Here is a 25,618-nt window from a genome sequence, read left to right on the forward strand (position 1 = left end):
GCGCCACCGAGGGGCGCTCCGGGACGTTTTACGACAATTACCAGTGTCGATCAACGGGGCGGTGACCCGTCAGTAACATCGCCCCGCGAGGAAACTCTCCCGCCGGCGCGCGGATCTCGACAACCGTCGATACTCTCGATCAGGTGACGCTTCAACTACCCATTGTGTTCATAGCTGCCCTCGGTGAACCCGGACAGAACTGGTCACCCGTCCTGGAACACCTGGGGGACCTGACCACCGTCACCTACGACCGGCCAGGCACCGGCGCCGCCCCACCACGGCCGGCGCCACGCGCCCCACTGCCGTACAGCGTGCTCGCCGACGAGCTGGCCGAGGAGCTCGACGAACGGCGGGTGACCGGACCGGCGATCCTGGTCGCGCACTCGATCGGCAGCCTGGTGGCCCGGGTCTACGCCGGCCGGCACCCGCACCGGGTGGCCGGGCTGGTGCACGTCGACGGCTCGATCCCGCAGCTGCGCCTCTGGCCGACGGACGAGACGACGGTGGACGGGGACGGCCCGGACGCCTCCGAGCTGGACACCGTCACCGGCCAGGTGGAGGTGCTCACCGCCACGACGCCGCCGGTGCCCGCGCTGGTGCTGACCCGCAGCCCGGTCCACCCGACGACCGCCGACCTGCCCGCCGGGGTCGAGGAGCTCTGGCTGACCAGCCAGCGGATCCTGGCCCGGGAGCTCGGCGCGCCGCTGATCGTCGCGGACGACTCCGGGCACCGGATCCCCAGCACGGCGCCCGACCTGGTGGCCTACGCGATCCGCGCGGTGCACACGGCCGCCGGCACGGCCCGGCCGGTCCGGGTCGACCCGGAGGAGCTGAGCAAGGCCGGCGGCCACCTGGATCGCACGTCGGCGACCTGACCGGCCTCACCCGGGTCAGGAGCCTGCGTCAGAGCAGGGTGCCGGCCTTGGTCAGCACCGACCGCAGGATCTGCTCGATCTCGATGAACTGGGTCTCGGTCGCGGTCAGCGGCGGCGCGAGCTGGATCACCGGGTCGCCGCGGTCGTCGGCACGGCAGTACAGGCCGGCCTCGAACAGCGCGCTGGAGAGGAAACCGCGCAGCAGCCGCTCCGACTCGTCGGCGTTGAACGTCTCCCGGGTGGCCTTGTCCTTGACCAGCTCGATGCCGAAGAAGTAGCCGTCGCCGCGGACGTCGCCGACGATCGGCAGGTCGAGCAGCCGCTCCAGGTACGACCGGAAGAGCGGGCTGTTCTCCGTCACGTGTCGGTTGAGGCCCTCGCGCTCCATGATGTCGAGGTTGGTCAGCGCTACCGCGGAGCCGACCGGGTGGCCGCCGTAGGTGATGCCGTGCGCGAACCAGTTCGAGCCCTTCAGGAACGGCTCGGCCAGCCGGTCGGAGGCGATCATCGCGCCGAGCGGTACGTACCCGGAGGTCAGGCCCTTGGCGACGGTGATGATGTCGGGCTGGTAGCCGTACTTGTCGGCGCCGAAGTACTCGCCGAGCCGGCCGAACGCGCAGATCACCTCGTCCGAGACGAGCAGCACGTCGTACCGGTCGCAGATCTCCCGGACCCGCTGGAAGTACCCGGGCGGCGGCGGGAAGCAGCCGCCGGCGTTCTGCACCGGCTCCAGGTAGACCGCGGCGACGGTGTCCGGGCCCTCGAACTCGATCGCCTCGGCGATCCGGTCGGCGGCCCAGACGCCGAACTGCTCGGGCGTCATGTTCTGGTCGGGACGGCGGTAGAAGTTCGTGTTCGGCACCCGCAGCGTGCTCGGCACCAGCGGCTCGAAGTCCTGCTTGAGCGCCGGGATGCCGGTGATCGACAGGGCGCCCATCGAGGTGCCGTGGTACGCGATGGCCCGGGAGATCACCTTGGTCTTCAGCGGCTTGCCGGTGTGCCGGTAGAACGACCGGGCCAGCTTCCACGCCGACTCGACGGCCTCGGAGCCGCCGGTGGTGAAGAAGATCCGGTTCAGGTCACCGGGCGCCATGCCGGCCAGCCGGCCGGCCAGCTCGATCGCCTTCGGGTGCGCGTACGACCAGATCGGGAAGTACGCCAGCTCGGCGGCCTGCTTGGCGGCGGCGTCGGCGAGCTCCTGCCGGCCGTGGCCGGTCTGCACGACGAACAGGGCGGAGAGACCGTCGAGGTAGCGGCGGCCGGCCGAGTCCCAGACGTAGCAGCCGTCGCCGCGGGTGATCACCGGCACCGGCGCGTCCTGGTACGCCGAGAGGCGGGTGAAGTGCATCCACAGGTGGTCACGGGCGGTCGCGGAGAGGGTGTCCACGTCATCGGGCTGTCGGTCGGTCACGATTTCTCCGTTGCCACTAGTTCCTACTGTTAACCCTGATCCTGCCCACGGAATCCGTCGTGCACAAGACCAAGAGCAACTATTTCCGTACTATTTCCGGGAATTCCTCAGCATGCCGAAGGCGCCGGTCACCACGTTCGTGACCGGCGCCTTTCCGCTGAGGACGATCAGTCCCGCTTGGCCTTGGCGCGGGAGCGCAGGTTGGCGATCACGGCGATCAGCAGGCCGGCCGCGAAGATCAGCGTGCCCATCACGTTGACCTGCGGTGGCAGGCCGACCCGGGTGGCGCCCCAGATCCACAACGGGAAGGTCACCGTGGTGCCCGCGGTGAAGTTGGTGACCACGAAGTCGTCGATCGACAGCACGAACGCCAGCAGCACACCGGACATCACGGCCGGCATGATGATCGGGAAGGTGATCTTCCAGAACGTCGTCCACGGACCGGCGCCCAGGTCGGACGCGGCCTCCTCGATCGACCGGTCCAGGGTGACCACCCGGGCCCGGACCACGGTGGCGACGAACGACACCGAGAACATCACGTGGGCGATGGTGATCGTGGTCGCGCCCAGCCCGGCGCCCAGCGTGACGAACAGGGTGAGCAGCGAGATGCCCATGATCAGCTCAGGCGAGGAGATCGTGGTGAACATGATGAAGTTCAGCGTGCTCGAGCCGCGGAACCGCCAGCGGCCCAGCGCGTAGCCGATCCCGGTGCCCAGCGCGCCGGAGATCACCGAGCTGACCACCGCGATCACCAGCGAGGTGATCAGTGCCTTGGTGAGGTCACTGATCCCGAAGACCTGGGAGTACCACTTGAAGGTGAAGCCCTGCCAGGTCTGGTTGTACCGGCCGTGCGGGTTGTTGAACCCGAACGCGATCATGATGAGGATCGGCGCCACCAGCCAGAGGATGATCAGCCAGGTGTAGGCGAACATCACCTGCTCGCCGCCGAACCGGAAACGACGGGTCTTGGTCATCGCGCCGCCGCCTTCATGACGTCCTCGGTGCCGAGCAGCCGCGCGTAGACGAAGATGCCGGCCAGCAGCACCGCCATCAGCGTGAACGAGATCGCGGAGGCCATCGGGTAGTTGGAGTTGGCCAGCGCCTGCGCCTGGACGACCTGACCGATCATGGTGGTCGAGGAGCTGCCCAGCACCGCCGAGTTGACGTAGTCCGAACTCGCCGGCACGAACGTCATCAGCACACCGGCGAAGACACCGGGCAGCGCGAGCGGGAAGACCACCTTGCGGAACACGGTGGCGGGCACCGCGTACAGGTCCTGCGCCGCCTCGATGACCCGTGAGTCGATCCGCTCCAGGGCCACGTAGATCGGCAGCACCATGAACGGGAGGAAGTTGTAGACCAGGCCGCCGATCACCGCGTACGACGTGCCGAGGATGTGGAAGCCGGGCGAGAGCAGCCCGGCCTCCTTCAGCGGATGCAGCAGCATCCCGTCGTCGGTGAGGATCTGCCGCCACGAGATCGTCCGCAGCACGAACGACACGAAGAACGGCAGCAGCAGCAGGAACAGGTAGGTGGACTTGCGTTTGCCGCCGTAGAAGGCGATCCAGTAGGCGATCGGGAAGCTCATCACGACCAGCACCACCGTCGTGACGAGCCCGTACACCAGCGAGCGGATCATCTGGGTCCGGTAGTCGGTCACGGCATCCACGTAGTTCTGCCAATGACCGGTGAAGCGGTACCCGTTGACGACGTCGCCCTGCTGCAGCGACAGCGACAGCATGGTCACCATCGGCACCACGAAGAACAACAGCAGCCACAACCCGCCGGGTAGCACGAGCAGGTAGGGCGCGAGTGTACGTTTTACCCGATTCATCGACTCAGCTCAGGGTGATCGGTTCGAAGATGCTCTGGAAGCCCTGCTGCTCCTCCGCGGTGTTGAAGTCCACGTAGTAGTGCAGCTTGGCGTAGTCGGCCTCGCCCGGGAACACGAGCGGACTGGTGGCGAGTTTCTCGAGGAGCGCCTTGTCCTCCCCGGTCTTCGTCGCCGCGTCCTTCTTGATCTGCTCCTGGGCGGCCGGCACCGGGCAGACGTAGTTGATGTACTCGGCCAGCGACGCGGCGTTCTCGACCTCGTAGAAGAAGTCCATCATCATGATCGCGTCGACCGGGTTCGCGGCGGTGACCGGGATGGTGAAGTTGTCCGTCCAGATCGTGCCGCCCTCCTCCGGGATGATGAACTGGAAGTCGGTGCCGTCCGAGACGTTCTTCTGGAAGATGTCGCCGGACCAGGCCTGCGTCAGCCAGACCTCGCCCTTGCCGAGCGCGTCGACGTAGCTCTGGTCGTAGTAGTTGCGGACGATGCCGGCGTCCTTCTGCTCCTTGAGCTTGGCCGCGGCCTTCTTCCACTCCTCCTCGCCCGAGTCGCCCGGCTTGAGGCCGGCCGCGAGCAGACCGAAGTTGGCCAGCTCCTGGGTGTCCGAGAACATGCCGACCTTGCCCTTGAACGCCGGGTCCCACAGGTCGGCGAGCTTGGTGATGTCCCGGCCGGTCTTCTTCCGGTCGTACGCGATGCCGGTGATGCCGGACGCCCACGGGATGCTGAAGACGTTGCCCATGTCGAACGACTCCTGGGCGTACGCCTTGCCCGCGTTGGCGGCGTAGTTCGGGAGCTTGGAGTGGTCCAGCGGCGCCAGGAAACCGGCGTCGCGGAACTGTCCGAACTGGATCGAGTTGGTGATCACCATGAGGTCGAAGCCGATCGACTGCTTGGCCGACAGCTGCGGCTGGACCTTGGCGAACCAAGGACCCATCTCCTGGATGACCTCCTGATAGTTGACCTTGATGCCGGTCTTCGCGGTGAACTTCGCGATCTCCGGCTTCTTCGGGTCCATGTAGAGCGGCCAGTTGGCGAAGTCGAGCTTGCCGTTCTGCGCCTTGCCGGCCCAGAACTTCTCCACCGCGTCGGGGGCGACGCTGGCCTGCGGCTTGCCCTTGCCCTCGACGCCACACGCGGCGAGGAACGCACCAAGAGCCGACACACCGCCGAGGCGGAGCGCGTCGCGGCGGCCGAGGCGCCGTTGCGTCATGCCGCGGAGGAGGGAGGGGTCCGGCTTATTGGTCGGGAACATCAGACTCCGATCGGGTACGAGTGCTGCGGGGCCCAGGTGAGGAAGACGCGCTCGCCGCGCGAGGCGACGTCCTCGGCATCGTTAGCATTCTGATCGAACACCACGAAATCTGATCCGGTCGATGTCGTCACGGCGTAGTTGGTCGATGTCCCGTGGTAGACGACTTCGGCGACCGTTCCGGCCAGCACACTGCCGGTGAAGCCGGACGGTTCGGTGCGGTGCAGGTCGATCTTCTCGGGGCGTACCGAGACCTCGAGCTTCTGCCCCGCGACGACCGCGCCGGGCACCGGCGCCAGGATCCGGCCCTCGGTGCCCAGGTCGAGCACGGCGAACCCGTCCTCGACCCGGCTGACCTCGCCGTCGATCAGGTTCGAGGTGCCGATGAAGCCGGCCACGAACCGGGTCGCCGGCTTCTCGTAGATCTCCCGCGGCGTGCCGAGCTGGTCGATCAGCCCGTTGTTCATCACCGCGATGCGGTCGGACATGGTCAGCGCCTCACCCTGGTCGTGGGTGACGTAGACGAAGGTGATGCCGACCTCGCGCTGGATCCGCTTGAGCTCGATCTGCATCTGCTGGCGCAGCTTCAGGTCGAGCGCGCCGAGCGGCTCGTCGAGCAGCAGCGCCCGCGGGTGGTTGACCAGGGCCCGGGCCAGCGCGACCCGCTGCTGCTGGCCACCGGACATCTCCTTGGGCTGGCGCTTCTCCATGCCGGTCAGCGACACGATCTCGAGGATCTCGCCGACCCGCCGCTTGATCTCGGCCTTCGCGACCTTCTTGCGCTCCAGCCCGAACGAGACGTTCTGCAGCACGTTCAGGTGCGGGAACAGCGCGTACGACTGGAACACCATGTTGACGTCGCGCTTGTTGGCCGCGATGTTGGTGACGTCCTGACCGTCCAGGAACACCTTGCCGGCGGTCGGGTCCTCGAAGCCGGCGATCATCCGCATCGTGGTGGTCTTGCCACAGCCGGACGGACCGAGCAGCGAGAAGAACTCGCCCTGAGCGATCGTCAGGTCGAGGCTCTTGACGGCCGGCACCGCCTCGCCGTGTGACAGGTAGTCCTTGCGCACACCGACGAACTCGATCGCCGGATGCCCGGTCCGCTCACCGGTGGCGGACACGGCCGTCACGGAGGAGTGCGGGGGAGACGTGCTCATTCATTCACCTCGGAGGCGGGGGTGTTCATATGTGCGGGGCCTGATCAGCCGTGAAAGCTCATCACGTGCTTGATCCGGGTGTACTCCTCGAAGCCGTACATGGAAAGGTCCTTGCCGTAACCGGAATGCCCGTAACCGCCGTGCGGCATCTCGGAGACGAACGGCAGGTGCGTGTTGATCCAGACCGCGCCGAAGTCGAGCCGGCGGGACACGCGCATGGCACGGCCGTGGTTCTGCGTCCAGACACTGGAGCTCAGGCCGAACCGCACGTCGTTCGCGTACCGGATCGCCTCGGCCTCGTCGGCGAACGGCTGGACCGTGATCACCGGGCCGAACACCTCGTCCTGGATCATCTCGTCGCGCTGGCGCAGGCCGGCCACCACCGTCGGCTCGAAGAAGAAGCCGCGGTCGCCGATCCGCTTGCCACCGGCCACCACCTCGGCGTGGTCCGGCGCCCGGTCCAGGAACCCGGCGACCCGCTCGAGCTGGCCGGCGTTGTTGACCGGGCCGAAGAACGCGTCCGGATCGGACGGCGCGCCCACCCGGGTGTTCCGGGCCGCCGCGGCCAGCGCGGCGGTGAAGTCGGCGGCGATCCGCTCGTGCACCAGCACCCGGGTGGCCGCCGTGCAGTCCTGGCCGGCGTTGAAGAACCCGGCGCCGGCGATCGCCTCGGCGGTGGCCGCGATGTCGACGTCGTCGAAGACCACGACCGGCGCCTTGCCGCCCAGCTCCAGGTGCACCTTCTTGAGGTCGGGGGCGGCCGCCGCGGCGACCTCCATCCCGGCCCGGGTGGAGCCGGTGATCGACACCAGCTGCGGGACCGGGTGCGAGACAAGCGAACGGCCGGTGTCCCGGTCGCCGGTGACCACGTTGAGCACACCGGCCGGCAGGAACTCGGCGGCGATCTCGGCGAGCAGCAGCGTGCTGACCGGGGTGGTGTCGGACGGCTTGAGGACCACCGCGTTGCCGGCCGCGATCGCCGGGGCCAGCTTCCAGATCGCCATCACCAGCGGGTAGTTCCACGGCGTGATCTGGGCGCAGACGCCGATCGGCTCACGTCGGACGTATGAGGTGTGGTCGCGCATGTACTCCCCGGCGGCCTTGCCCTCCAGCATCCGGGCCGCACCGGCGAAGAACCGCAGCTCGTCCAGGACCGGGCCCATCTCCTCGGCCCGGGTCGCCTCGACCGGCTTGCCGGTGTTGCGGCACTCGGCCTCGATCAGTTCCTCGGCCCGGGCCTCCACCGCGTCGGCGATGCGCAGCAGCGCCCGCTGCCGCTCGGCCGGGGTGGTGTCCCGCCAGACCTCGAAACCGGCCTCCGCCGCGGCCACCGCGGCCGCGACGTCCCGCTCCGAGGAGACCTGCGCGTGGGCGTAGGTCTCCCCGGTGCTGGGGTCGACGACCGGAGACGTCCGCCCCTCCTCGGTGTCCGTGTAGGACCCGTTGACGAAGTTGCGAAGCACGGGAAATGCGGTGCTCACAGGGGAAGTGCCTTCCGGTCGGTGTGGGCGTGCTCACCCGAAGTGGGGGAACCCTGTCACACGGGCGACTTATGAATCAAGGGAATCCGAAGTAATTTCCAAGCCTGAAACGGAATCCAAATCTCCGGTGGCCTGGAGACAACGCAATCCGGCGTCAGGAGGCGTAAAAACCGTCGGCGACGGTCAGTGCCTCGTCGAGGATCGCGAGGCCCTCGCGGACCTCCGCCACGCTCGCCGTGCAGGGCGGCACCACGTGGATCCGGTTGAAGTGCACGAAGGGCCAGAGGCCCCGCTCCTTGCAGGCCGCGGCCACGTCGTTCATCGGCCCGGCCGCCGCACCGGAGGCGTTGAACGGCACCAGCGGCGTCTTGTCCGCGTCACGGATCAGCTCGATCGCCCAGAACACCCCCAGGCCACGGACGTCGCCGATGCTCGGGTGCTTCGCCGCCAGCGCGGCCAGGCCGGGGCCGATCACGTCCTCGCCCAGGGCGCGGGCGTGCTCGATGATCCCCTCCTCCTTGAAGATCTTCATGGAGGCGACCGCGGAGGCCACCGCGAGCGGGTGACCGGAGTAGGTCAGCCCGCCCGGGAACGGCCGCTCCCGGAACGTCTCGGCGATCTCGTCGGAGATCACCACCCCGCCCAGCGGCAGGTACCCGGAGTTCACCCCCTTGGCGAAGGTGATCAGGTCGGGGGTGACGCCCCAGTGGTCGACGGCGAACCACTCGCCGCAGCGGCCGAAGCCCGCCATCACCTCGTCGGCGATGAACACGATGCCGAACTCGTCGCAGAGCGCCCGCACGCCGGCCAGGTAGCCGGGCGGCGGGATCAGGATGCCGTTGGTGCCGACCACGGTCTCGATCAGGATCGCGGCGATGGTGCCGGCGCCCTCGAAGACGATGGTGTCGCGCAGGTGCTGCAGGGCCCGCTCGCCCTCCTGCTCCTCGGTCTCGGCGTAGAACGGCGACCGGTACGGGTACGGGCCCCAGAAGTGCACGACACCGACCGCGACCGGCTCGTTCGGCCAGCGCCGCGGGTCGCCGGTCGCGGTGATCGCGGTGGCGGTCGAGCCGTGGTAGCTGCGGTAGGTGGAGAGCACCTTGTGCCGGCCGGTGTGCAGGCGGGCCATCCGGATCGCGTTCTCGTTCGCCTCGGCGCCGCCGTTGGTGAAGAACACCTTGTTCAGCGAGCCGGGCGCCACCTCGGCGATCATCCGGGCCGCCTCGCCGCGCTTGTCGTTGGCGAAGGCGGGCTGGATGGTGCAGAGTTTCGCGGCCTGCTCCTGGATGGCCTCGACCATCCGCGGGTGCTGGTGCCCGATGTTGATGTTCACCAGCTGGGACGAGAAGTCGAGGTACTTCTTGCCGTCGTAGTCCCAGAAGTACGAACCGAGGGCGCCGGCGATCGGCAGCGGGTTGATCAGCCCCTGGGCCGACCAGGAGTGAAAGACATGCGCGCGGTCGTCCGCGCGAACCTGAGCTTCGTCGGTCACAGTTTCATCCTCACCGGGTCTGCGGGAAGCCGAGGTCGATCGCGGAGGTTCCGGGGTCCGGCCAGCGGGACGTGACCACCTTGCCGCGGGTGAAGAAGCTGATGCCCTCCGGGCCGTACATGTGGCTGTCGCCGAACAGCGACGCCTTCCAGCCACCGAACGAGTAGTAGGCCACCGGGACCGGGATCGGCACGTTGATGCCGACCATGCCGGCGTTCACGTCGAACTGGAACTGCCGGGCCGCGCCGCCGTCCCGGGTGAAGATCGCGGTGCCGTTGCCGTACTCGTTGTCGTTGACCAGCTGCAGGGCCTCGGCGTAGGTGTCCACGCGCACGACCGACAGCACCGGGCCGAAGATCTCGTCGGTGTACACCGTCATCTCGGGGGTGACGTTGTCGAGCAGCGTCGTGCCGAGGAAATATCCCGACTTGTCCGAGATTTCATTTTTACGGCCGTCGGCGAGCACCGTCGCACCTTCGCGCTCGCCCGCTTCGATGTAGCCGATCACCTTCTCCTTGTGCGCCGCGCTGATCAGCGGGCCCATGTCGACGCCGGCGTCGGCGCCGTTGCCGATCTTGAGCTTCGGCAGCCGGGCCGCGATCGCCTCGACCAGCGGATCGGCGATCTCACCGACCGCGACGACCACCGAGATCGCCATGCAGCGCTCGCCGGCCGCGCCGTACCCCGCGTTGATCGCCGCGTCGGCGGCCGCGTCCAGCTCGGCGTCCGGCAGCACGACCATGTGGTTCTTCGCGCCGCCGAGGGCCTGGACCCGCTTGCCGTGCGCGGTGCCGGTCTCGTAGATGTACTTGGCGATCGGGGTGGAGCCGACGAAGCTGACCGCCGCGACGTCCGGGTGGACCAGCAGCGCGTCGACCGCCTCCTTGTCGCCGTTCAGGACGGTGAACACGCCCTCCGGCAGACCGGCCTCGGCCCACAGCCGGGCCAGCCAGAGCGCCGCGGACGGGTCCTTCTCGCTCGGCTTGAGCACAAACGAGTTGCCCGCGGCGATCGCGGTGGCGCACATCCAGAGCGGCACCATCGCCGGGAAGTTGAACGGGGTGATGCCGGCGACCACGCCGAGCGGCTGGCGGATCGAGTACACGTCCACGCCGGTGGCGGCCTGCTCGGAGAACGAGCCCTTCATCAGGTGCGGGATGCCGGTGGCGAACTCGACGTTCTCCAGGCCCCGGGCCACCTCGCCGGCCGCGTCGGCGAGCACCTTGCCGTGCTCGGCCGTGATGATCGCGGCGAGCTCACCGGTCCGGGCCGCCAGCAGCTCCCGGAACGTGAAGACCACTGCCGAGCGCTTCGACAGCGACGCCGAGCGCCAGCCCTTGGCGGCTTCCTTGGCGATCGCGACGGCGCCGTCGACCTCGGCGGTGCTGGCCAGGTCGACCTCGGCGGACTGCTCGCCGGTGGCCGGGTTGAAGACCGGGCCGACCCGGCCGGACGTGCCGGGACGCTCAGCGCCACCGATCCAGTGCGCAATGTGAATCATGCGCCGAGATTATGTGACGACCGTAGACCGAACAATGCTTCAAATGTACTGTCACAAAAATGTTCGAGGCCCTTGGGGAACGACTGAGCGCACCCAGCGCCCGCGGGCTGGCCGAAGCGGTCAGCCGGGCGGTCGGCGACGGCGCGATCGAGCCGGGCGCCAAACTCCCGCCGGTCCGCAAGGTCGCCACCGAACTGCACCTCTCCCCCAGCACCGTCAACGCAGCCTGGCAGCTGCTGCGCCGGGCCGGCACCATCCGGACGGACGGACGCCGCGGCACTGTCGTCGCGGCACCCGGCTCCGGCGGCCCGGGGCGATATCGCGCCGCGTTGCGCCGGACCGGCGGATTCGGCCTGGACCTCTCCACCGGGGTGCCCGATCCCGCCCTGCTGCCACCGATCCCCGCCCTGCACGGGCTCTCCCCCACGCCGACCAGTTACCTCGACGAGCCGGTGCTGCCCGAGCTGGCCGGACTGCTGCGGGAGCGGTGGCCGTACCCGGCCGAACGCCTCGCGGTCTTCGACGGGGCGATGGACGCGATCGACCAGGTCTCCTCCGCATTGTTGCGCCTCGGGGACCTCGCCGTGGTGGAGAATCCCAGTTTTCCGCCGCTGCTGGATCTGCTCGAGGCGCTGGGCGTACCGGTGGTCGGTGTCGGCACCGACGCCGAGGGGATGCTGCCCGACCAGCTCGCGGCCGCACTCACCCGCCGCCCGGCCGCGGTCTTCCTCCAGCCGCGCGCGCTCAACCCCACCGGCGCGTCGTGGTCACCGTCGCGGGCCGCGTCGCTCGCCGCTGTGCTCTCCCCACACCCCGAGGTGTACGTCGTGGAAGACGACTCGGCCGGTGACCTGGCGTTCGGCGAGGCTCGTTCGCTCGGGTCGTACCTGCCCCGTCAGGTGCTGCACGTGCGCAGCTTCTCCAAGTCGCACGGCCCGGACCTGCGGCTGGCCGCGGTGACCGGGCCGGCCACCGTGCTGGACCCGATCCTGGAGCGGCGGCTGCTCGGCCAGGGCTGGACCAGCCGGCTGTTGCAGCGCCTGCTCTTCTCCCTGCTGACCGACCCGCCGTCGGTGACGGCGGTCCGCGCGGCCCGCGACGAGTACGCGCGACGCCGCCGCCTGATCGGTGACGGCCTGCGAACGGCCGGGATCGACCTGCCACCCGGCGAGGGCATCAACATCTGGCTGCCGGTGGCCGACGAGCAGGCCGCACTGCTGAGCCTGGCCAGCGCGGGCATCGGCGCGGCAGCCGGCACGGCCTTCACCATCGGCCCGGGCCGACCCCACCTGCGCGTCACGGTCGGCCTGGTAGCCACCGACCACGAGGCCATCGCCGGCCACCTGGCCCGAGCCGCACACACCCTGGCACCTGCGATCCCCCGCTGACATCCACTGACACACGACACCTTGCCCGGTGACAACTAGGCATGAGATGATTTCGGCATGACCACGTGCGAGACTTTACCCATGGGCAAGGGGACGCTTGACAACCACGAGGGGCCCTGGACTGAGGCGGACTGGCTGGCGCTCGGCGAAACGCACGAACGCATCGAGCTGTTCGACGGGAGCCTCTTGGTGACCTCAGCCAACGACTACCACAACACCATCTTGTTCAACCTCATGAAGGCGCTACACCCCGCAGCACGAGCCGCAGGCCTCCGAGCGGCCCAGACCCCCAACGTCCGGCTGAACAGCGAGCGCACCCTCATCCCCGACCTCGCCATCAAGAAGAGCCCGATCACGACGGCGATCAGCAGCGCGGACGAGGTCGTTCTCGTCTGCGAGATCACCTCGCCGAGCAACGCCGCGAACGATCGCATCAACAAGATGCAGGCATACGCCGAGGCGCAGATCCCCTGGTACCTGCTCATCGAACCGGACTTCTCCGGCTACGAATCGGTGGCGCTGGTCCTGTATCGCCTCGAGGGCAGGACCTACATCGAACACGCCGCCGCGAAGCAGGGCGAAACGCTGACCTCAACATTGCCGTTCCCGCTCGCGATCAGCACCGAGGACCTGCTCGCCTTCTGACGCGATCCCACCCCGCGACATCTTGTCATGCAACAACTAGGCATGAGAGGAAATGCGACATGACTGCGTGCGAGACTCTGCTCATGAGCAAGGGGACGCTCGACGACCACAACGGGCCCTGGACTGAGGCGGACTGGCTCGCGCTCGGCGAGACGAACAATCGCATCGAGCTGATCGACGGGAGCCTCTGGGTGAGCCCGGCACCCAACCGACCGCACCAGCACATCTCGAGCCAACTCTGGTCCCTGCTCGATTCCGCCGCACGAACCGTCGGACTGCGGGCATTCCAAGCGACGAACCTGCGGGTGTCCCCCGACCTGGTCCTCATTCCCGACCTGGTCGTGGATGCGGGACCACCGATCGACACCATCGGCGACGCCACCGACGTCGCCCTCGTCTGCGAGATCACGTCCCCGAGCAACGCATCCGCCGACCGGATCCTGAAAAGGGCGTTCTACGCCGCCGCGGCAATCCCGTGGTATCTCCTCGTCGAGCCGGACTTCTCCACCTACGAGTCAGTGACCCTGTTCCTGTACCGCCTCGACGGCAAGGCCTACGTCGAGCACGCGACCGCGAAACAGGGCGAGACGCTGACCTCGGAACTCCCGTTCCCCATCGCGATCAGCACCGAAGCCCTGCTCGACTTCTGATCAAGTCATGGGAGTTCACAACATGCCCGCATGCGAAACTCTCCCCATGGGTCAGGTCACGCTTGACGATCACGAAGGTCCCTGGACCGAGGTCGAATACCTCGCGCTCGGCGAAACCATCAATCGCATCGAGCTGATCGACGGGAGCCTCTGGGTGAGCCCGGGACCGAATTTTCCGCACCAAAGCATTTCGTACCGTCTCACTTCCGCGCTCCACCACGAAGCGCGGACGGCCGGCTATCGCATCGCCGAGGCGATGAACCTTCGCATCGCCGAGAGCCGCATCCTCATTCCGGATCTGATCGTCGGACGCATCGACCGGCTCGCCGGCATCGTGGACGCCGCCAGCGTGACTCTCGTTTCCGAGATCACCTCGCCGAGCAACGCCGCGACCGATCGTGGGCAGAAGGCGCAGTTCTACGCCGCGGCAAAGATCCCGTGGTATCTCCTCGTCGAACCGGACTTCGCCGGCTACGACTCGATTGAACTACGGCTGTTCCGCCTCGACGGGACGACCTACGTCGAGCACGCGACCGCGAAACAGGGCGAGACGCTGACGTCGGATTTGCCGTTCCCCATCGCGATCAGCACCGAAGCGTTGCTCGACTTCTGATCAGTCTTTGTCCGGGACGAAGCTTTTGAAGACCACCTCGAGGACGTCTGTGCGGTATGTGGACCAGTCCGCGTCCGGGGTCTGGAACCAGAAACCGTAGGCCTGGTGCGCTGAGGTGACGACGCCACGGTTGTTCACGTGCTGGCGGCCGCCGTCACCGTTGTAGGTCCACTCCCAGTCGGCGGCCTTCTGGAAGTAGTCGACCGACTTGATTTTGATCTCGTCATAGCCCGGGAAGTCGCCGTCGGCGCGCCGCGCGTCACGCTGCGATTTCCAGTCGGCGACCGGATTTGATCGCGGTTTGTCGGTCTGGTCGATGCCCAGGAGGTGGCCCTTGCCGTCCTTCCAGTAGCGCATCGACCCTTTCGTATACGTGCTCCAGCCGCTCGGGACGTACACCGAAAAACCGGTCTTGTCGGTCCAGTTCTGCCACCCGGACAGCAACGCCGGCCGACCGCCTGCCTGGTCCGGGCTCTTGCTCGCCGACGGCGGCGCCGACGGCGACGGCGCGGTAGTCGAGGGCTTTGCGCTGGTGGGAGCGGTGGTGGTGGCTGCCTGGGTCGGCTGCGTCGTCGCGGTGCGGTCGCCGGCCGTCGTCTCCGGCTCCGACGACGGCCGCGTCACCAGGAAGATCGCCAGACCGGCGATCACCAACACCAGGGTGGCGGCCAGGGCGATCAACTTCCGGTTCTTTTTCGGTACGGCCGGAAGCGCCGTCCGCATCTCATCATTCGCGGGCGGACGGGGCTTCGGGACCGGGGCGGAGCGGGTGACCGTGGTGTCCAGCGCGGTCACCGCCTCGCGGAGCAGCCGCTCGGCCTCCTCGGCCTCGATCCGCTCGTCCGGGTCCTTGCGGAGCAGCCCGTCCAGCACCGGCGTGAGCGGGCCGGCCTGCTGCGGCGGGGTCGGCTCCTCGGTGGCCAGCGCGGCCAGGGTCGCCATCGTCGACGTGCGCTGGAACGGCGAGTGCCCCTCGACCGCGGCGTACAGGGTGGCGCCCAGGCCCCACAGGTCGGCGGCCGGGCCACTGATCCCGAAACGGGCGCGTTCCGGTGCCATGTAGAGCGGTGAGCCGATCAGCACATCGGACTTGCTGGTCAGGATGTCGTCGTCGATCGCCGCGATGCCGAAGTCGGTGAGCAGCACCCGGCCGTCGTCGGCGAGCAGCACGTTCGCCGGTTTCACGTCGCGGTGCTGCACGCCGGCGCGGTGTGCGGCCTGCAGCGCGGCGAGCAGGTCCAGACCGATCCGGGCCACCTGGTACGCGTCCAGCGGGCCGTCCTCGGTGATCGCCTCACGCAGCGAGCGGGACGGGACGTACTCCATGACGATCCAGGTATGGTCGTCGACCGAGAGGACGTCGTAGACCTGCACCACGTTGGGGTGGCTCAGCCGCGCCGACGCGCGGGCCTCCCGGATGGTGCGTCGCGCGGCGGCCTCACCCTGGGCGAGTTCCTCGGGAAGGTCGATCTGCTTGATCGCGACCTCGCGCTCGAGGATCTCGTCGTGCGCGAGCCGGACCAGGCCCATGCCGCCGCGACCGAGCTCCACTCCGAGGCGGTAGCGGCCGGCGAGCAGGGTCGGCGCGTCAGGCATGTCCGATGACATACCCGGGTACGGCCGCGCTGCAACGTCGGCTTTCGGCTCGTTCTCATCTTTCCGGTCCGGGTCGTTCTCCCGGGCCGGCTCGTCCTGGTCCGGGTCGCCTTCCGGGTCCGGGTCGTCTTTCCGGTCCGCGGCGTCGTTCCGGGCCGGCTCGTCTTTCCGGTCCGGGTCGTCTTTCCGGTTCGCGGCGTCGTTCCGGTTCGGGTCGGCGACCACCGAGGTTTCCGCGCCGGCTGCCGCTTCCTCCTCCTCCGTCCGGGCGGGCTCGTCACGGGCCGTAGCGTCCGCCGCGGGACCGGGCGGATCTGCCGGGGAGTTCATCGGTGAGCAAGCCTGCCGTTCTGCGCCGGAGGGGTTCGGTGCCGCTCCATCCTCGCACCCCTGCGTTACGGTCCGTTCCATGGATCATGAGACCGCCATCGCCGCCGCGCTGGCTGCCGCAGACGTCATCCGGGAGCGGTACGGACGCGCCCTGGCCCGGGTCGACAAGGGCGGCGGCGACTTCGCCACCGAGGCGGATCTCGCCGCTGAACAGGCGATCCATGCCGTGCTGAGCGCCGCTTCCCCGGACGACGCGATCACCGGCGAGGAGACCGGCGCGTCCGGCCCGGCCGGCGCCCGGCGACGCTGGCTGGTCGACCCGCTCTGCGGCACGCTCAACTACGCGGCGCAGACCCCGCTGGTCGCGGCGAACGTCGCCCTCCGCGACGGCGACCGGATCACCGCGGCCGCCTCCGCCGACCCGTTCACCGGCGAGACCTACTGGACGGACGGCACCGTGGCCCGGGTCCGCGGCGCGGACGGCACCGACCGGCCGCTGGTCCCGTCCCCGGTCACCGCGATGGTGGACATCAACCTGGACCCGCCGTTCCCGGTCGAGCCGTCCCGGGTGATCGCCGCACCGGGCTTCCGGGACCGGTTCCGCCCCCGGGTCATGTCCACCACGCTCGCGCTGCTCTGGGTGGCGGACGGGCGCCGGGCCGCTTATCTGTCGTATGGGGACGTCCGCGACAGCGTCCACTTCGCGGCCGGCATCGCCATCTGCGAGGCGGCAGGCTGCGTGGTCACCGGCGTGGACGGCACACCGTGGCAAACCGGCACCGGCCTGGTAGCCGCGGCGGACGCCGGCACACACGCCGCTTTGCTGTCCTTCATCCGCACCGCCTGACCCCGCCCCCAACCTCGAAACCGCGATCCAGCGCACCTGTGCGGCCCAGCGATCCGGCGCAGCCGAGCCACCCGGCGCGGCTGTGCGGCCCGGATCGCGGACCGCCACCGCCCTTGTGACGGGGCACCGCAATCGACGGTGCTGCGACTGGGTCGGCTCGGCCGGGTGGGTAGGCACCGGCCGAGCCCGTGATCCGTACCGTCAGCGGGACCGACGGATGAAAGCGACCCCGGCGGCGACGGTGCCCACCGCGGCACCGAGGATGGCGTACCTCCCGGGGTTCGCGACGATCCGCCGCCGCGCAGAGCCGATCACGGCGGTGGCCCGTCCGGCGGCGTCCGCCGCCGAGGCACACATCCGGGCGCTGGTCTGCGCCGTCGCCTCCGCGATGTGCCCGGTCTCATGAACTCCCCACGGGCCACCGGCGGCCAGACCGGCGGTCTCGTTCCGGCGAGCCCCGCTCGGCGCGGCCGCCTTCTGGGGTTGCCCGGCCTTGCTCGCGGCCGCCTCTCGCAGGCCGGCAGCCCGGTCCGTGACCTTCCCCGCGGTGTCGGCGACGACACCCTTGAGCTCAGCAGCCCTCGCGGAGACCGCGCCCCCGAGATCAGCAGCAGCCTCCTTCAGGTCCGCGGTCCTGGCGGAAACCGCCTCCCCGAGATCAGCGGCCTTCGTCGTGGCCGCGTCCTTGAGATCCGTGGCTGAGGCCTTGAGCTGGGCGGTCTTGTCCACGGCGGAATGTTTGACCCGGGACGGGACGTCAACCTCGGCCACCAGAGCCTCGACCGTCTCCCCCAACTCGGCGCGTGTCTGCTCGATCTCCGCACGAAGCTCCCCGGCATTCCGCGGCGCGGCAGCACTCTCCTGCCGCGCACCGTCACCAGCGCCATGGTCTCCGCCCACGCCGGAACCCACACCGGAACCCGCGGCGTCAGGCCCGGCCGGCTTCCCGGACGCACCGTTTGCCCCCGGCTTCGACTGCACCGACATCGACGAACTCTCCTTCGGCATCTCAGGCTTCTTCCCCGCACCCGGCACCGGCCCGGGTCTCGGGCCAGGACCGGCCGGCCCTTTCAACACCCCGGGCTTCGGCCCGGGTTCCGCCGAGGCGGCCATCCCGCCGGAAGCACCCTTCGAAGGCGCCGGCGCGGGCTTGATGACCGCCCCGGAGGCCGGGCCGTTCGGCTCAGCCACTGCCTGGGGCGGTGCCGGCTTCGCAGGCACCGTCGGCCCGGACGCCCGCGACCCCGAACCGTTCACCCCGGACACCCCCGCTCCGGCCGACGACACCCCCGCCGGAACGGAGGACGCGGCAGGCGACGCCTTCGGCGAAGCGGAGGACGCGACAGGCGACGCCTTCGGCGAAGCGGAGGACGCGACAGGCGACGGCTTCGGCGAGGCGGAAGATGCGGCAGGCGACGTCGTCGGCGGCCCCGGCGTGGGGACGGGCGGATGCTGACCGTCCGCCGGCACCGGCTTGGGCGGCGCGGGTTTCGGCGGCGCCGGTTTCGGCGGCGCGGGCTTGGGGACAGCGGTCCCCGAAGGCCCCGCAGCGGCCTTGGGCGGGGCCCCGGCCGCGGACTCGGTGGTCACCGCCGATGGCGAACCGGGACCCGCCGCCGGCGTCCCACTCGCCGGCTTGGCGCCCACACCCTGCGGCGGGCCAGGAACGGGCTTGGACGCGGCCTCGACCGCGGGTTTGTCGGTCGGCGTGCCGGGGACAGGCTCGGAAGTAGCGGCCTGCGGCTGGCCGGGAGCCGCCGGCGAGGACGTCCCGGTGGGTGGCTTCGGGGTGGCGCCCGGCGGTGGACCGGGAGCGGCCTTGGGGGACGTCCCGGCTGACGGCTTGGGGCCGCGGCCGGCGCCGCCCGGTGAGGTGTTGCCCCGGCCGGTTCCGCTGGGCGCCTTCCCCGCCGGGCCGGAGCCCCCGGGGTTGCCGGCGACCGGGCCCGGCACCGGAGCGCCGGTCCGGGTGCTGCCCTCCGCCGACGTGCGACCGGACGCCACCGGCCCGGACGCCACCAGACCAGACGCCGCCAGCCCGGATGACGCCGAACCGGATGACACCTGGCTGCGGGCTGCGCTGTCGTCGTTCACAGGGACCTCCCCGCGCGGGCCGCGTCCATGAAGGCGTCGACGTCCTCGCGGCCGCTCGCCATCGCCGCCTGCGGCAGGGCCGGGCCGGCGTGGTGGATCTCCTGCCGGCCGGCCAGTGCGGTCACCGCGGCCGCCAGGAACAGCACGCCGGTCACCGCCAGCGCGGCCACCCACACCGGCACGACCAGCGCCAACGCCGCCCCGGCGGTGACCAGGAGGGCGCCCGTGCCGTACATCGTCATGACGCCGGCCGCGCCCAGCAACCCGGCGCCCTTCCCGGCTCGCCTGCCCTTCTCCATCATCTCCATGCGGGCGAGCATCAATTCGTCCCGTACCAGCGTCGAGACCTGCTCACTGAGCCGGCTGACCAAAGCCGCGGTGGAAGCCTGCTCACTCCGCGTGTCCGTGTACGCCATCGTCCCCTCCGTCCTGCACCAGCCTTGCGGAGGGCTGACGTACCCGCACCAACCCTCCCTAACCACCCCCAATCCCACACCCCCGAGCGCCCGTCCGGCCCCGTTCCGCGGGTTCGGGCACGAGAAGGCCGCGCTGGACCGGACGAACTCCGCAAAAACCCCGCCCAGTTGAAACGTTGAAACTCTGATTGGACACAATCACGCACGCCTCTTGACCCAACCTCTAACCGGATCGTAACGTGGGTCACATTCCAGATAGAACGTTTCAAGTCGCTGGAGGCATCAATGCGTTCCCGGCTGGCCCTTCCGATCGCGATCCTTACCACCGCCGCCCTGGCGGTTTCCGGTTGCACCAAGAAGAACGACAACGACACCAGCTCCGGCAGCACCGCCGGTGCCAAGACCTACAAGGTCGCCTTCGTCCCCAAGCTGCAGGGCGTCCCCTACTTCGAGGCGATGAACGCCGGTGGCAAGGCCGCCGCCGCCGCTCTCGGCAACGTCGAGTGGCTCTATCAGGGTCCGACGCAGGCCGACGCGGCAGCGCAGGCCGACATCGTGCGGTCCTACATCCAGCAGAAGGTCGACACCCTGATCGTCGCGCCGAACGACCCGGACAGCATGGCCCCGCTGCTGCAGCAGGCCAACGACGCCGGGATCCACGTCGCGACCGCCGACACCGACGCGCCGAGCAGCGTCCGAGAGGTGTTCGTCAACCAGGCCACCGCCGAGGGCATCGGCCAGGGTCTGACCGACGCGCTGCTCACGGCGATGGGCGGCAAGGGGAAGTACGCGATCGTCTCGTGCGGCCAGACCGCCGAGAACCTGAACTCCTGGATCAAGGTCCAGCAGGCGTACACCAAGGAGAAGTACCCGGACGCCACCATCGTCGACGTCGTCTACGCCGGTGAGGACCAGGCGAAGGCGACACAGATGGCGACCGACCTGATGAACGCCCACCCGGACCTCACCGGGCTGGTCGGCGAGTGCACGTCCAGCGCGCCCGGGGTGGCGCAGGCGGTCAAGGACGCCGGGAAGATCGGCAAGGTCTTTACCGTCGGGCTGGGCACGCCGCAGGCGATGAAGCCGTACCTGACCGACAAGTCGTCGACCGCGGCCATCCTCTGGGACGTGCAGAACCTGGGCTACCTGACCGCCTGGGCCGGTGCGCAGATCGCCGAGGGCAAGCAGTTCCAGGCCACCAACAACGTCAGCGACAAGCTCACCGGCGTCACCTACGACGCGACGTCGAAGATGCTGCTGCTCGGCCCGGCGCTGCAGATCACCGACAAGAACGTCGACCAGTTCAACTACTGAGCCGAAGCGAAGAGATGACCGACGAGAAGCCCAGGCTGCGCCTGACCGGGATCGCGAAGCGGTTCGGCGCGGTGCGCGCGATCCTGCAGGCCGATGTGACAGTACGGGCGGGCCGCGTGCACGCCCTGGTCGGCGAGAACGGCGCCGGCAAGTCGACGATGATCAAGATCGTGTCGGGGGCGGAGACCGCCGACACCGGCACGATCGAGTTCGACGGCGAGCCGGTGCGGATCGGCAGCACCACCGACGCGATCGGTCTCGGTATCGCCACCGTCTATCAGGAGCCGCAGCTGTTCGGCGAGCTCACCGTCGCGGAGAACATCTTCCTCGGCCGTGAGATCAAAAAAGCCGGCCGGGTCGACTGGGCGGAACAGAACAGGCGGGTGGTCGAGCTGCTGGAGCGGCTCGGCCTCCCGGCCCGCTACGCCACCGCCACGGTCGGCACGCTCTCGGTCGCCGAGCAGCAGCAGGTCTCGATCGCCAAGGCCCTCGCGGCCGAGGCGAGCGTGCTGATCCTCGACGAGCCGTCGGCGATCCTCACCGACGCCGAGATCGAGGTGCTCTTCGGCGTCGTCCGGCGGCTGACCGCGGACGGGGTGGCGGTCGTCTACATCTCGCACCGGCTGGACGAGCTGTTCCGCATCGCGGACGAGGTGACCGTGATGCGGGACGGCCGGACCATCGGCACTCATCACATTCAAGATCTTTCGGTACGACGGATAGCCGAGCTCATGGTCGGCGGCATCCTCTCCGACGAGCGCCCGCACCGCGTGGTCCCGGACGGCCCGCCCGTCCTCGAGCTGGACGGATTCGGCCGCACCGGCCGCTTCCACGACGTCGACGTGCGGGTCCGGGCCGGCGAGATCGTGGCGCTCTACGGCCTGGTCGGCTCGGGCGTCTCGGAGATCGCCGCCTGCGTCTACGGCATCGACCGGGCCACCGCCGGTGCGCTGCGGTTCGAGGGCGAGCCGGTGTCGCCGCGCTCGCCCCGCGACGCGCAGCGGCTGGGCATCGCGCTGCTCCCGGCGAACCGCAAGGTCGAGGGCATGTTCGGCTTCCAGTCGATCGCGTTCAACATCTCGGCCGGCCACCTCGAGCGGTTCTCCCGCTTCGGGGTGTTCCTGGACCGCGGCCGGGAGCGCAGCGTCGCGCTCGATCTGATCCGCCGCCTGGCGGTGAAGACCCCCAGCGAGCGGCAGCCGATCAGCGCGATGTCCGGCGGCAACGCGCAGAAGGTGGTGCTCGCCCGGCAGCTCGTCGAGCGGCCCAAGGTGCTGGTGCTCGCCGAACCGACCCAGGGCGTCGACGTGGGCGCCAAGGAGGAGATCCACCGATTGATCACCGAACTGGCCGAGGAGGGCACCGCGGTCCTGGTGGTCACGTCGGACCTGCCGGAGGCGCTGCGGATCGCGGACCGGATCCAAGTGGTCCGCGGCGGCACCACGACCGAGGAGTTCGGCCCGGACGCCTCGCAGGTCGACCTGCTGGCCGCCGCTGCGGGAGGAACGGCATGAGCACCGTCACCGCGACGATCCGCCACCGGGTGCTGCCACCCCGGCTGACCGGCCAGGAGATCGTGCTGGCCGGCGTACTGGTCGTGCTCTGGGCGGCGCTGGCGGTCAGCACCCCGGCGTTCCTGACCGCCGGGTCGATCCAGCCGTTGCTGGTGGCGACCGCGCCGATCGCGCTGGCCGGCGTCGGCATGACCATCGTGATCATCACGGGCGGCATCGACGTCTCGGTCGGTGGCGCGATCATGGTGTGTTCGGTGCTGACCGCGAAGGCCCTGGTCGGCGCGGAGGTGAGCCTGCCGGTCGCGGTGCTGCTGTCGGTCGCGGTGGGCGGGGCGCTGGGCCTGGTCAACGGCGTGCTGATCGCCTACGGCCGGGTGCACGCCATCATCATCACGTTCGGCACCGCGAACCTGTTCATGTTCCTCGGTCTGCGGATCTTCGGATCCGGGACGGTGAACGGTATCCCGGACACGCTGGCCTTCTTCGGCCGCGGCGCGGGCGGCCGCACCCTGGGCGTCCCGCACGCCTTCCTGATCACCGTGCTGATCACCGCGGCGGCCTGGTGGTACCTGCGGCACACCGCGGGCGGCCGGCACTTCTTCGCGATCGGCGGGGACGCGCAGGCGGCCCGGCTGGCCGGAGTGCGGGTGCAGCGCCGGGTCCTGCTGACGTACCTGATCACCGGGTTGCTCGTCGGGCTGGCCAGCTGTTTCGTGATCGCGCAGGGCACGTCGACGCTGGACCAGTCGGTCGGCTCCGGCAAGGAGCTCGCGGTGATCGCGGCCGTGGTGATCGGTGGCACCTCGATCATGGGTGGCCGCGGCTCGGTGCTCGGCACCCTGCTCGGCGCGCTGCTGGTGCAGTCGGTCGCCTCGGGCGTCACCCAGCTGGGCTGGCGTTCGCAACTGTCCGACCTGTTCGTCGGCGTCTTCATCATCGTGGCCGTCGGAGCGGACCTGCTGCGCACCCGGGCGAGGAGAAGCCGATGACCGCCGTGGCCGCGCAGAAAGAGGGCACCGGCGCCCGGATCCTCCGCGTCCTGCTCACCCAGCGGATCGCCCTGCTCGCGGTGCTCATCGTCGCGGTCGTGGTGACGTTCTTCATCCAGGACGCGGGCGGCTACCTGACCGCCTCCTACGACTTCGACTACATGTCCGCGTCGCTGATCAGCGCGGTCCCGCTGGCCATGCTCGGCCTGGCCGAGTTGCTGGTCATCCTGTCCGGCCGGGGCGGCATCGACCTCTCGGTGGGCGCGATCGTCTCGCTGGCCGGCATGGTCTTCGGCTTCGCGTACGGCGAGTGGGGCTGGCCGCTGTGGGCCGCGATCATCCTGACCGCCGGGTTCGGCGCGCTGTGCGGAGCGGTCAACGGCTTCCTGGTGTCGTACATCGGCTTCCCGGCGCTGATCGCCACCCTGGCCACGTACTACGCGTTCAAGTCGATCGCCATCGTGATCAACGATCAGGAGCCGATCAGCACCGCGCCGATCCAGAAGCTCTTCTCGATCAGCAAGTCGGTCGAGCTGCCGCTGTTCGGGCAGTACGTCCCGGACATCCCGCTCGGCATCTTCACGTTCCTGCTGCCCACCGTGGTCGCGGTCTGGCTGCTGCTGGCCCGCACCGCGTACGGCCGGCGGCTCTACGCGATCGGCACGAACGACGTGGCGGCCCGCTGGTCCGGTCTGCCGGTCCGGGACACCCGCTTCAAGGCGTACGTCTACGCCGGTCTGCTCGCCGGCCTGGTCGCGGTGGTGACCGTCGGCCAGTTCGCGAGCGCCCGGCCGGACGCCGGCGTCTCCGGCAACGGGATGGCCCTGCCCGCGATCACCATCGCCGTCCTCGGCGGCGTGGCGATCACCGGCGGGATCGGCCGGGTCGCCGGCGTGGTGCTGGCCACCCTGCTGATCGTCTGGCTGAACGCCGGCATCCTGCTGGCCTTCATCGGCAACGAGGGCTCGCAGTACCAGCTGCTCGCCCTGGGCGCGGTGCTGGTCTTCGCCGCCCTGCTCAACGGACTCACCAACCGCCGCTACGGAGGAACGTCATGAACCTGGACGGCCTGGACGACTTCACCGTCGAAGTGCCCAGCTGGGCCTACGGGAACTCGGGCACCCGGTTCAAGGTCTTCGCCTCGCCCGGAGTGCCGAGGAACCCGTACGAAAAAATCGCCGACGCCGCGCAGGTGCACCGGACCACCGGCCTCGCGCCGCGGGTCTCCCTGCACATCCCCTGGGACGTCGTGGACGACTGGGGTGACCTGCGGGCCTACGCCGAGAAGCAGGGTGTGCGGCTCGGCGCGGTCAACGCGAACCTGTTCCAGGACGACGACTACAAGCTCGGCTCGCTCTGCCACCCCGACCCGGCGGTCCGGGACAAGGCGGTCCGGCACCACCTGGACTGCCTGGAGATCATGCGGGCGACCGGCTCCGCCGACCTGAAGATCTGGCTGCCGGACGGCCTGAACTATCCCGGTCAGGACTCGCTGCGCGGGCGGCAGGACCGGCTCGCCGAGTCGCTGCGGCGGATCTACGACGCGCTCGGCGAGGACCAGCGGATCCTGCTCGAGTACAAGTTCTTCGAGCCGTACTTCTACAGCATGGACATCCCGGACTGGGGCACCTCGCTGCTGCACTGCCTGGCGCTGGGCGAGCGGGCCACCGTGGTGCTGGACACCGGGCACCACGCGCCCGGCACCAACATCGAGTTCATCGTGATGCAGCTGCTGCGGCAGGGCCGGCTCGGCGCGTTCGACTTCAACTCGCGGTTCTACGCCGACGACGACCTGATCGTCGGGGCGGCCGACCCGTTCCAGCTGTTCCGGATCATGTCGGAGATCGTGGCGGCCGGCGCGCACCGGCCGGAGTCCCGGGTCAACTTCATGCTCGACCAGTGCCACAACATCGAGGAGAAGATCCCCGGGCAGATCCGCTCGGTGCTCAACGTCGAGCAGGCCCTGGCCAAGGCGCTGCAGATCGATCAGGACGCGCTCGCCACGGCGCAGCGCGAGGGCGACGTGCTGGGCGCGAACGCGGTGCTGATGGACGCGTACGAAACCGATGTGCGCGGTCCGCTCGCGGACCGGCGCGAGGCCCGCGGTCTGCCGCGCGACCCGGTCGCGGCGTTCAAGGCCTCCGGGTACGCGGCGACGGTGACCGCCGAGCGGGTCGGCGGAACGCAGGCGGGCTGGGGCGCCTGAAACCTAGACT

Annotated in this window: 23 protein-coding genes; 12 read left to right on the forward strand and 11 right to left on the reverse strand. The window is 69.5% G+C overall.

Annotation, left to right across the window (positions count from 1 at the left end; genetic code table 11):
* Positions 1–143: 143 nt before the first annotated feature.
* The gene (locus ADL15_RS17790) at positions 144–875 is read left to right on the forward strand and encodes an alpha/beta fold hydrolase (protein WP_232344187.1); all 732 of its coding nucleotides are present in this window, start codon (positions 144–146) and stop codon (positions 873–875) included.
* 28 nt (positions 876–903) lie between these two features.
* Here the strand turns inward: ADL15_RS17790 and ADL15_RS17795 are convergent, their stop codons facing one another.
* The 8 genes from ADL15_RS17795 to ADL15_RS17830 all read right to left on the reverse strand — a co-directional run bounded on the left by ADL15_RS17795 (position 904) and on the right by ADL15_RS17830 (position 11,006).
* On the reverse strand, positions 904–2,286 hold the full coding sequence (locus ADL15_RS17795) for an aspartate aminotransferase family protein (protein ID WP_067691925.1): 1,383 nt from the start codon (positions 2,284–2,286) through the stop codon (positions 904–906).
* Positions 2,287–2,453: 167 nt separating this feature from the next.
* Complete coding sequence (locus ADL15_RS17800; protein WP_067691928.1) at positions 2,454–3,260, reverse strand: ABC transporter permease; 807 nt, start codon at positions 3,258–3,260, stop codon at positions 2,454–2,456.
* Complete coding sequence (locus ADL15_RS17805; protein ID WP_067691931.1) at positions 3,257–4,120, reverse strand: ABC transporter permease; 864 nt, start codon at positions 4,118–4,120, stop codon at positions 3,257–3,259. Before ADL15_RS17805 ends, ADL15_RS17800 begins: the two co-directional genes overlap by 4 nt.
* A 4-nt stretch (positions 4,121–4,124) precedes the next feature.
* On the reverse strand, positions 4,125–5,333 hold the full coding sequence (locus ADL15_RS17810) for a polyamine ABC transporter substrate-binding protein (RefSeq protein WP_232344188.1): 1,209 nt from the start codon (positions 5,331–5,333) through the stop codon (positions 4,125–4,127).
* A gap of 41 nt (positions 5,334–5,374) precedes the next feature.
* Positions 5,375–6,532: an ABC transporter ATP-binding protein gene (locus ADL15_RS17815; protein ID WP_067691937.1), complete on the reverse strand. Its 1,158-nt coding sequence runs from the start codon at positions 6,530–6,532 to the stop codon at positions 5,375–5,377.
* Between the two features lie 44 nt (positions 6,533–6,576).
* Entirely contained in the window at positions 6,577–7,995 is a 1,419-nt protein-coding gene (locus tag ADL15_RS17820; RefSeq protein ID WP_067691940.1) for an aminobutyraldehyde dehydrogenase, read from the reverse strand.
* 172 nt (positions 7,996–8,167) lie between these two features.
* Positions 8,168–9,505, reverse strand: a complete 1,338-nt coding sequence (locus ADL15_RS17825; RefSeq protein ID WP_067691943.1) for an aspartate aminotransferase family protein — start codon at positions 9,503–9,505, stop codon at positions 8,168–8,170.
* 10 nt (positions 9,506–9,515) lie between these two features.
* Positions 9,516–11,006: a CoA-acylating methylmalonate-semialdehyde dehydrogenase gene (locus tag ADL15_RS17830; protein WP_067691946.1), complete on the reverse strand. Its 1,491-nt coding sequence runs from the start codon at positions 11,004–11,006 to the stop codon at positions 9,516–9,518.
* Between the two features lie 59 nt (positions 11,007–11,065).
* Between ADL15_RS17830 and ADL15_RS17835 the strand changes: the two genes are divergently transcribed.
* The 4 genes from ADL15_RS17835 to ADL15_RS17850 all read left to right on the forward strand — a co-directional run bounded on the left by ADL15_RS17835 (position 11,066) and on the right by ADL15_RS17850 (position 14,302).
* Complete coding sequence (locus ADL15_RS17835; protein ID WP_067691949.1) at positions 11,066–12,394, forward strand: GntR family transcriptional regulator; 1,329 nt, start codon at positions 11,066–11,068, stop codon at positions 12,392–12,394.
* Positions 12,395–12,475: 81 nt separating this feature from the next.
* Positions 12,476–13,039: a Uma2 family endonuclease gene (locus tag ADL15_RS17840; protein WP_067691952.1), complete on the forward strand. Its 564-nt coding sequence runs from the start codon at positions 12,476–12,478 to the stop codon at positions 13,037–13,039.
* 83 nt (positions 13,040–13,122) lie between these two features.
* Positions 13,123–13,689 carry a Uma2 family endonuclease gene (locus tag ADL15_RS17845; RefSeq protein WP_067691955.1) on the forward strand — a complete coding sequence of 189 codons (567 nt, stop codon included), beginning with the start codon at positions 13,123–13,125 and terminating at the stop codon, positions 13,687–13,689.
* A 46-nt stretch (positions 13,690–13,735) separates the two neighbouring features.
* A complete protein-coding gene (locus tag ADL15_RS17850; protein WP_067691958.1) occupies positions 13,736–14,302 on the forward strand; it encodes a Uma2 family endonuclease in 567 nt (188 codons plus the stop codon).
* Here the strand turns inward: ADL15_RS17850 and ADL15_RS17855 are convergent, their stop codons facing one another.
* Positions 14,303–16,228: a serine/threonine-protein kinase gene (locus ADL15_RS17855; protein WP_232344189.1), complete on the reverse strand. Its 1,926-nt coding sequence runs from the start codon at positions 16,226–16,228 to the stop codon at positions 14,303–14,305. It abuts the gene before it with no gap.
* 79 nt (positions 16,229–16,307) lie between these two features.
* On the opposite strand from ADL15_RS17855, the gene ADL15_RS17860 reads away from it, so the two are divergent.
* Entirely contained in the window at positions 16,308–17,075 is a 768-nt protein-coding gene (locus tag ADL15_RS17860) for an inositol monophosphatase family protein (protein ID WP_067691961.1), read from the forward strand.
* 201 nt (positions 17,076–17,276) lie between these two features.
* On the opposite strand, the gene ADL15_RS17865 is transcribed toward ADL15_RS17860, so the two are convergent.
* Entirely contained in the window at positions 17,277–18,188 is a 912-nt protein-coding gene (locus tag ADL15_RS17865) for a DUF3618 domain-containing protein (RefSeq protein WP_083971388.1), read from the reverse strand.
* A gap of 40 nt (positions 18,189–18,228) precedes the next feature.
* Between ADL15_RS17865 and ADL15_RS17870 the strand changes: the two genes are divergently transcribed.
* Positions 18,229–18,531, forward strand: a complete 303-nt coding sequence (locus ADL15_RS17870) for a hypothetical protein (RefSeq protein WP_067691967.1) — start codon at positions 18,229–18,231, stop codon at positions 18,529–18,531.
* A gap of 634 nt (positions 18,532–19,165) precedes the next feature.
* Here ADL15_RS17870 and ADL15_RS17875 read toward each other — a convergent pair.
* Positions 19,166–19,585, reverse strand: a complete 420-nt coding sequence (locus ADL15_RS17875; protein WP_067691970.1) for a phage holin family protein — start codon at positions 19,583–19,585, stop codon at positions 19,166–19,168.
* A gap of 285 nt (positions 19,586–19,870) precedes the next feature.
* Here ADL15_RS17875 and ADL15_RS17880 point away from each other — a divergent pair, with 285 nt between their 5' ends.
* From ADL15_RS17880 to rhaI, 5 genes are read left to right on the forward strand one after another with little or no spacing between them, the layout of a single operon-like run.
* Positions 19,871–20,899, forward strand: coding sequence for an autoinducer 2 ABC transporter substrate-binding protein (locus ADL15_RS17880; RefSeq protein WP_067691973.1), 1,029 nt, complete (start codon positions 19,871–19,873; stop codon positions 20,897–20,899).
* 14 nt (positions 20,900–20,913) lie between these two features.
* Complete coding sequence (locus ADL15_RS17885) at positions 20,914–22,413, forward strand: sugar ABC transporter ATP-binding protein (RefSeq protein WP_067691976.1); 1,500 nt, start codon at positions 20,914–20,916, stop codon at positions 22,411–22,413.
* Complete coding sequence (locus ADL15_RS17890) at positions 22,410–23,402, forward strand: ABC transporter permease (protein ID WP_067691979.1); 993 nt, start codon at positions 22,410–22,412, stop codon at positions 23,400–23,402. Before ADL15_RS17885 ends, ADL15_RS17890 begins: the two co-directional genes overlap by 4 nt.
* On the forward strand, positions 23,399–24,460 hold the full coding sequence (locus ADL15_RS17895; RefSeq protein ID WP_067691982.1) for an ABC transporter permease: 1,062 nt from the start codon (positions 23,399–23,401) through the stop codon (positions 24,458–24,460). Before ADL15_RS17890 ends, ADL15_RS17895 begins: the two co-directional genes overlap by 4 nt.
* Positions 24,457–25,608, forward strand: a complete 1,152-nt coding sequence (gene rhaI, locus ADL15_RS17900; RefSeq protein WP_067691985.1) for an L-rhamnose isomerase — start codon at positions 24,457–24,459, stop codon at positions 25,606–25,608. The genes ADL15_RS17895 and rhaI overlap by 4 nt, the downstream gene beginning before the upstream one ends.
* The last annotated feature ends 10 nt before the right edge of the window (positions 25,609–25,618 follow it).

Origin of the sequence: Actinoplanes awajinensis subsp. mycoplanecinus (genome assembly GCF_001509495.1) — a bacterium.
Taxonomy (GTDB): Bacteria; Actinomycetota; Actinomycetes; order Mycobacteriales; family Micromonosporaceae; genus Actinoplanes; species Actinoplanes palleronii.

Coding starts and splice junctions, on each gene's coding strand:
- ADL15_RS17840 (WP_067691952.1), top strand. CDS start 12,476: ATGGGCAAGGGGACGCTTGACAACCACGAGGGGCCCTGGACTGAGGCG.
- ADL15_RS17890 (WP_067691979.1), top strand. CDS start 22,410: ATGAGCACCGTCACCGCGACGATCCGCCACCGGGTGCTGCCACCCCGG.
- ADL15_RS17870 (WP_067691967.1), top strand. CDS start 18,229: ATGACCGCCCCGGAGGCCGGGCCGTTCGGCTCAGCCACTGCCTGGGGC.
- ADL15_RS17855 (WP_232344189.1), bottom strand. CDS start 16,228: ATGAACTCCCCGGCAGATCCGCCCGGTCCCGCGGCGGACGCTACGGCC.
- ADL15_RS17805 (WP_067691931.1), bottom strand. CDS start 4,120: ATGAATCGGGTAAAACGTACACTCGCGCCCTACCTGCTCGTGCTACCC.
- ADL15_RS17850 (WP_067691958.1), top strand. CDS start 13,736: ATGGGTCAGGTCACGCTTGACGATCACGAAGGTCCCTGGACCGAGGTC.
- ADL15_RS17895 (WP_067691982.1), top strand. CDS start 23,399: ATGACCGCCGTGGCCGCGCAGAAAGAGGGCACCGGCGCCCGGATCCTC.
- ADL15_RS17835 (WP_067691949.1), top strand. CDS start 11,066: ATGTTCGAGGCCCTTGGGGAACGACTGAGCGCACCCAGCGCCCGCGGG.
- ADL15_RS17865 (WP_083971388.1), bottom strand. CDS start 18,188: ATGGCCGCCTCGGCGGAACCCGGGCCGAAGCCCGGGGTGTTGAAAGGG.
- ADL15_RS17815 (WP_067691937.1), bottom strand. CDS start 6,532: ATGAGCACGTCTCCCCCGCACTCCTCCGTGACGGCCGTGTCCGCCACC.
- ADL15_RS17800 (WP_067691928.1), bottom strand. CDS start 3,260: ATGACCAAGACCCGTCGTTTCCGGTTCGGCGGCGAGCAGGTGATGTTC.
- ADL15_RS17810 (WP_232344188.1), bottom strand. CDS start 5,333: ATGACGCAACGGCGCCTCGGCCGCCGCGACGCGCTCCGCCTCGGCGGT.
- ADL15_RS17885 (WP_067691976.1), top strand. CDS start 20,914: ATGACCGACGAGAAGCCCAGGCTGCGCCTGACCGGGATCGCGAAGCGG.
- ADL15_RS17875 (WP_067691970.1), bottom strand. CDS start 19,585: ATGGCGTACACGGACACGCGGAGTGAGCAGGCTTCCACCGCGGCTTTG.
- ADL15_RS17845 (WP_067691955.1), top strand. CDS start 13,123: ATGAGCAAGGGGACGCTCGACGACCACAACGGGCCCTGGACTGAGGCG.
- rhaI (WP_067691985.1), top strand. CDS start 24,457: ATGAACCTGGACGGCCTGGACGACTTCACCGTCGAAGTGCCCAGCTGG.
- ADL15_RS17880 (WP_067691973.1), top strand. CDS start 19,871: ATGCGTTCCCGGCTGGCCCTTCCGATCGCGATCCTTACCACCGCCGCC.
- ADL15_RS17830 (WP_067691946.1), bottom strand. CDS start 11,006: ATGATTCACATTGCGCACTGGATCGGTGGCGCTGAGCGTCCCGGCACG.
- ADL15_RS17860 (WP_067691961.1), top strand. CDS start 16,308: ATGGATCATGAGACCGCCATCGCCGCCGCGCTGGCTGCCGCAGACGTC.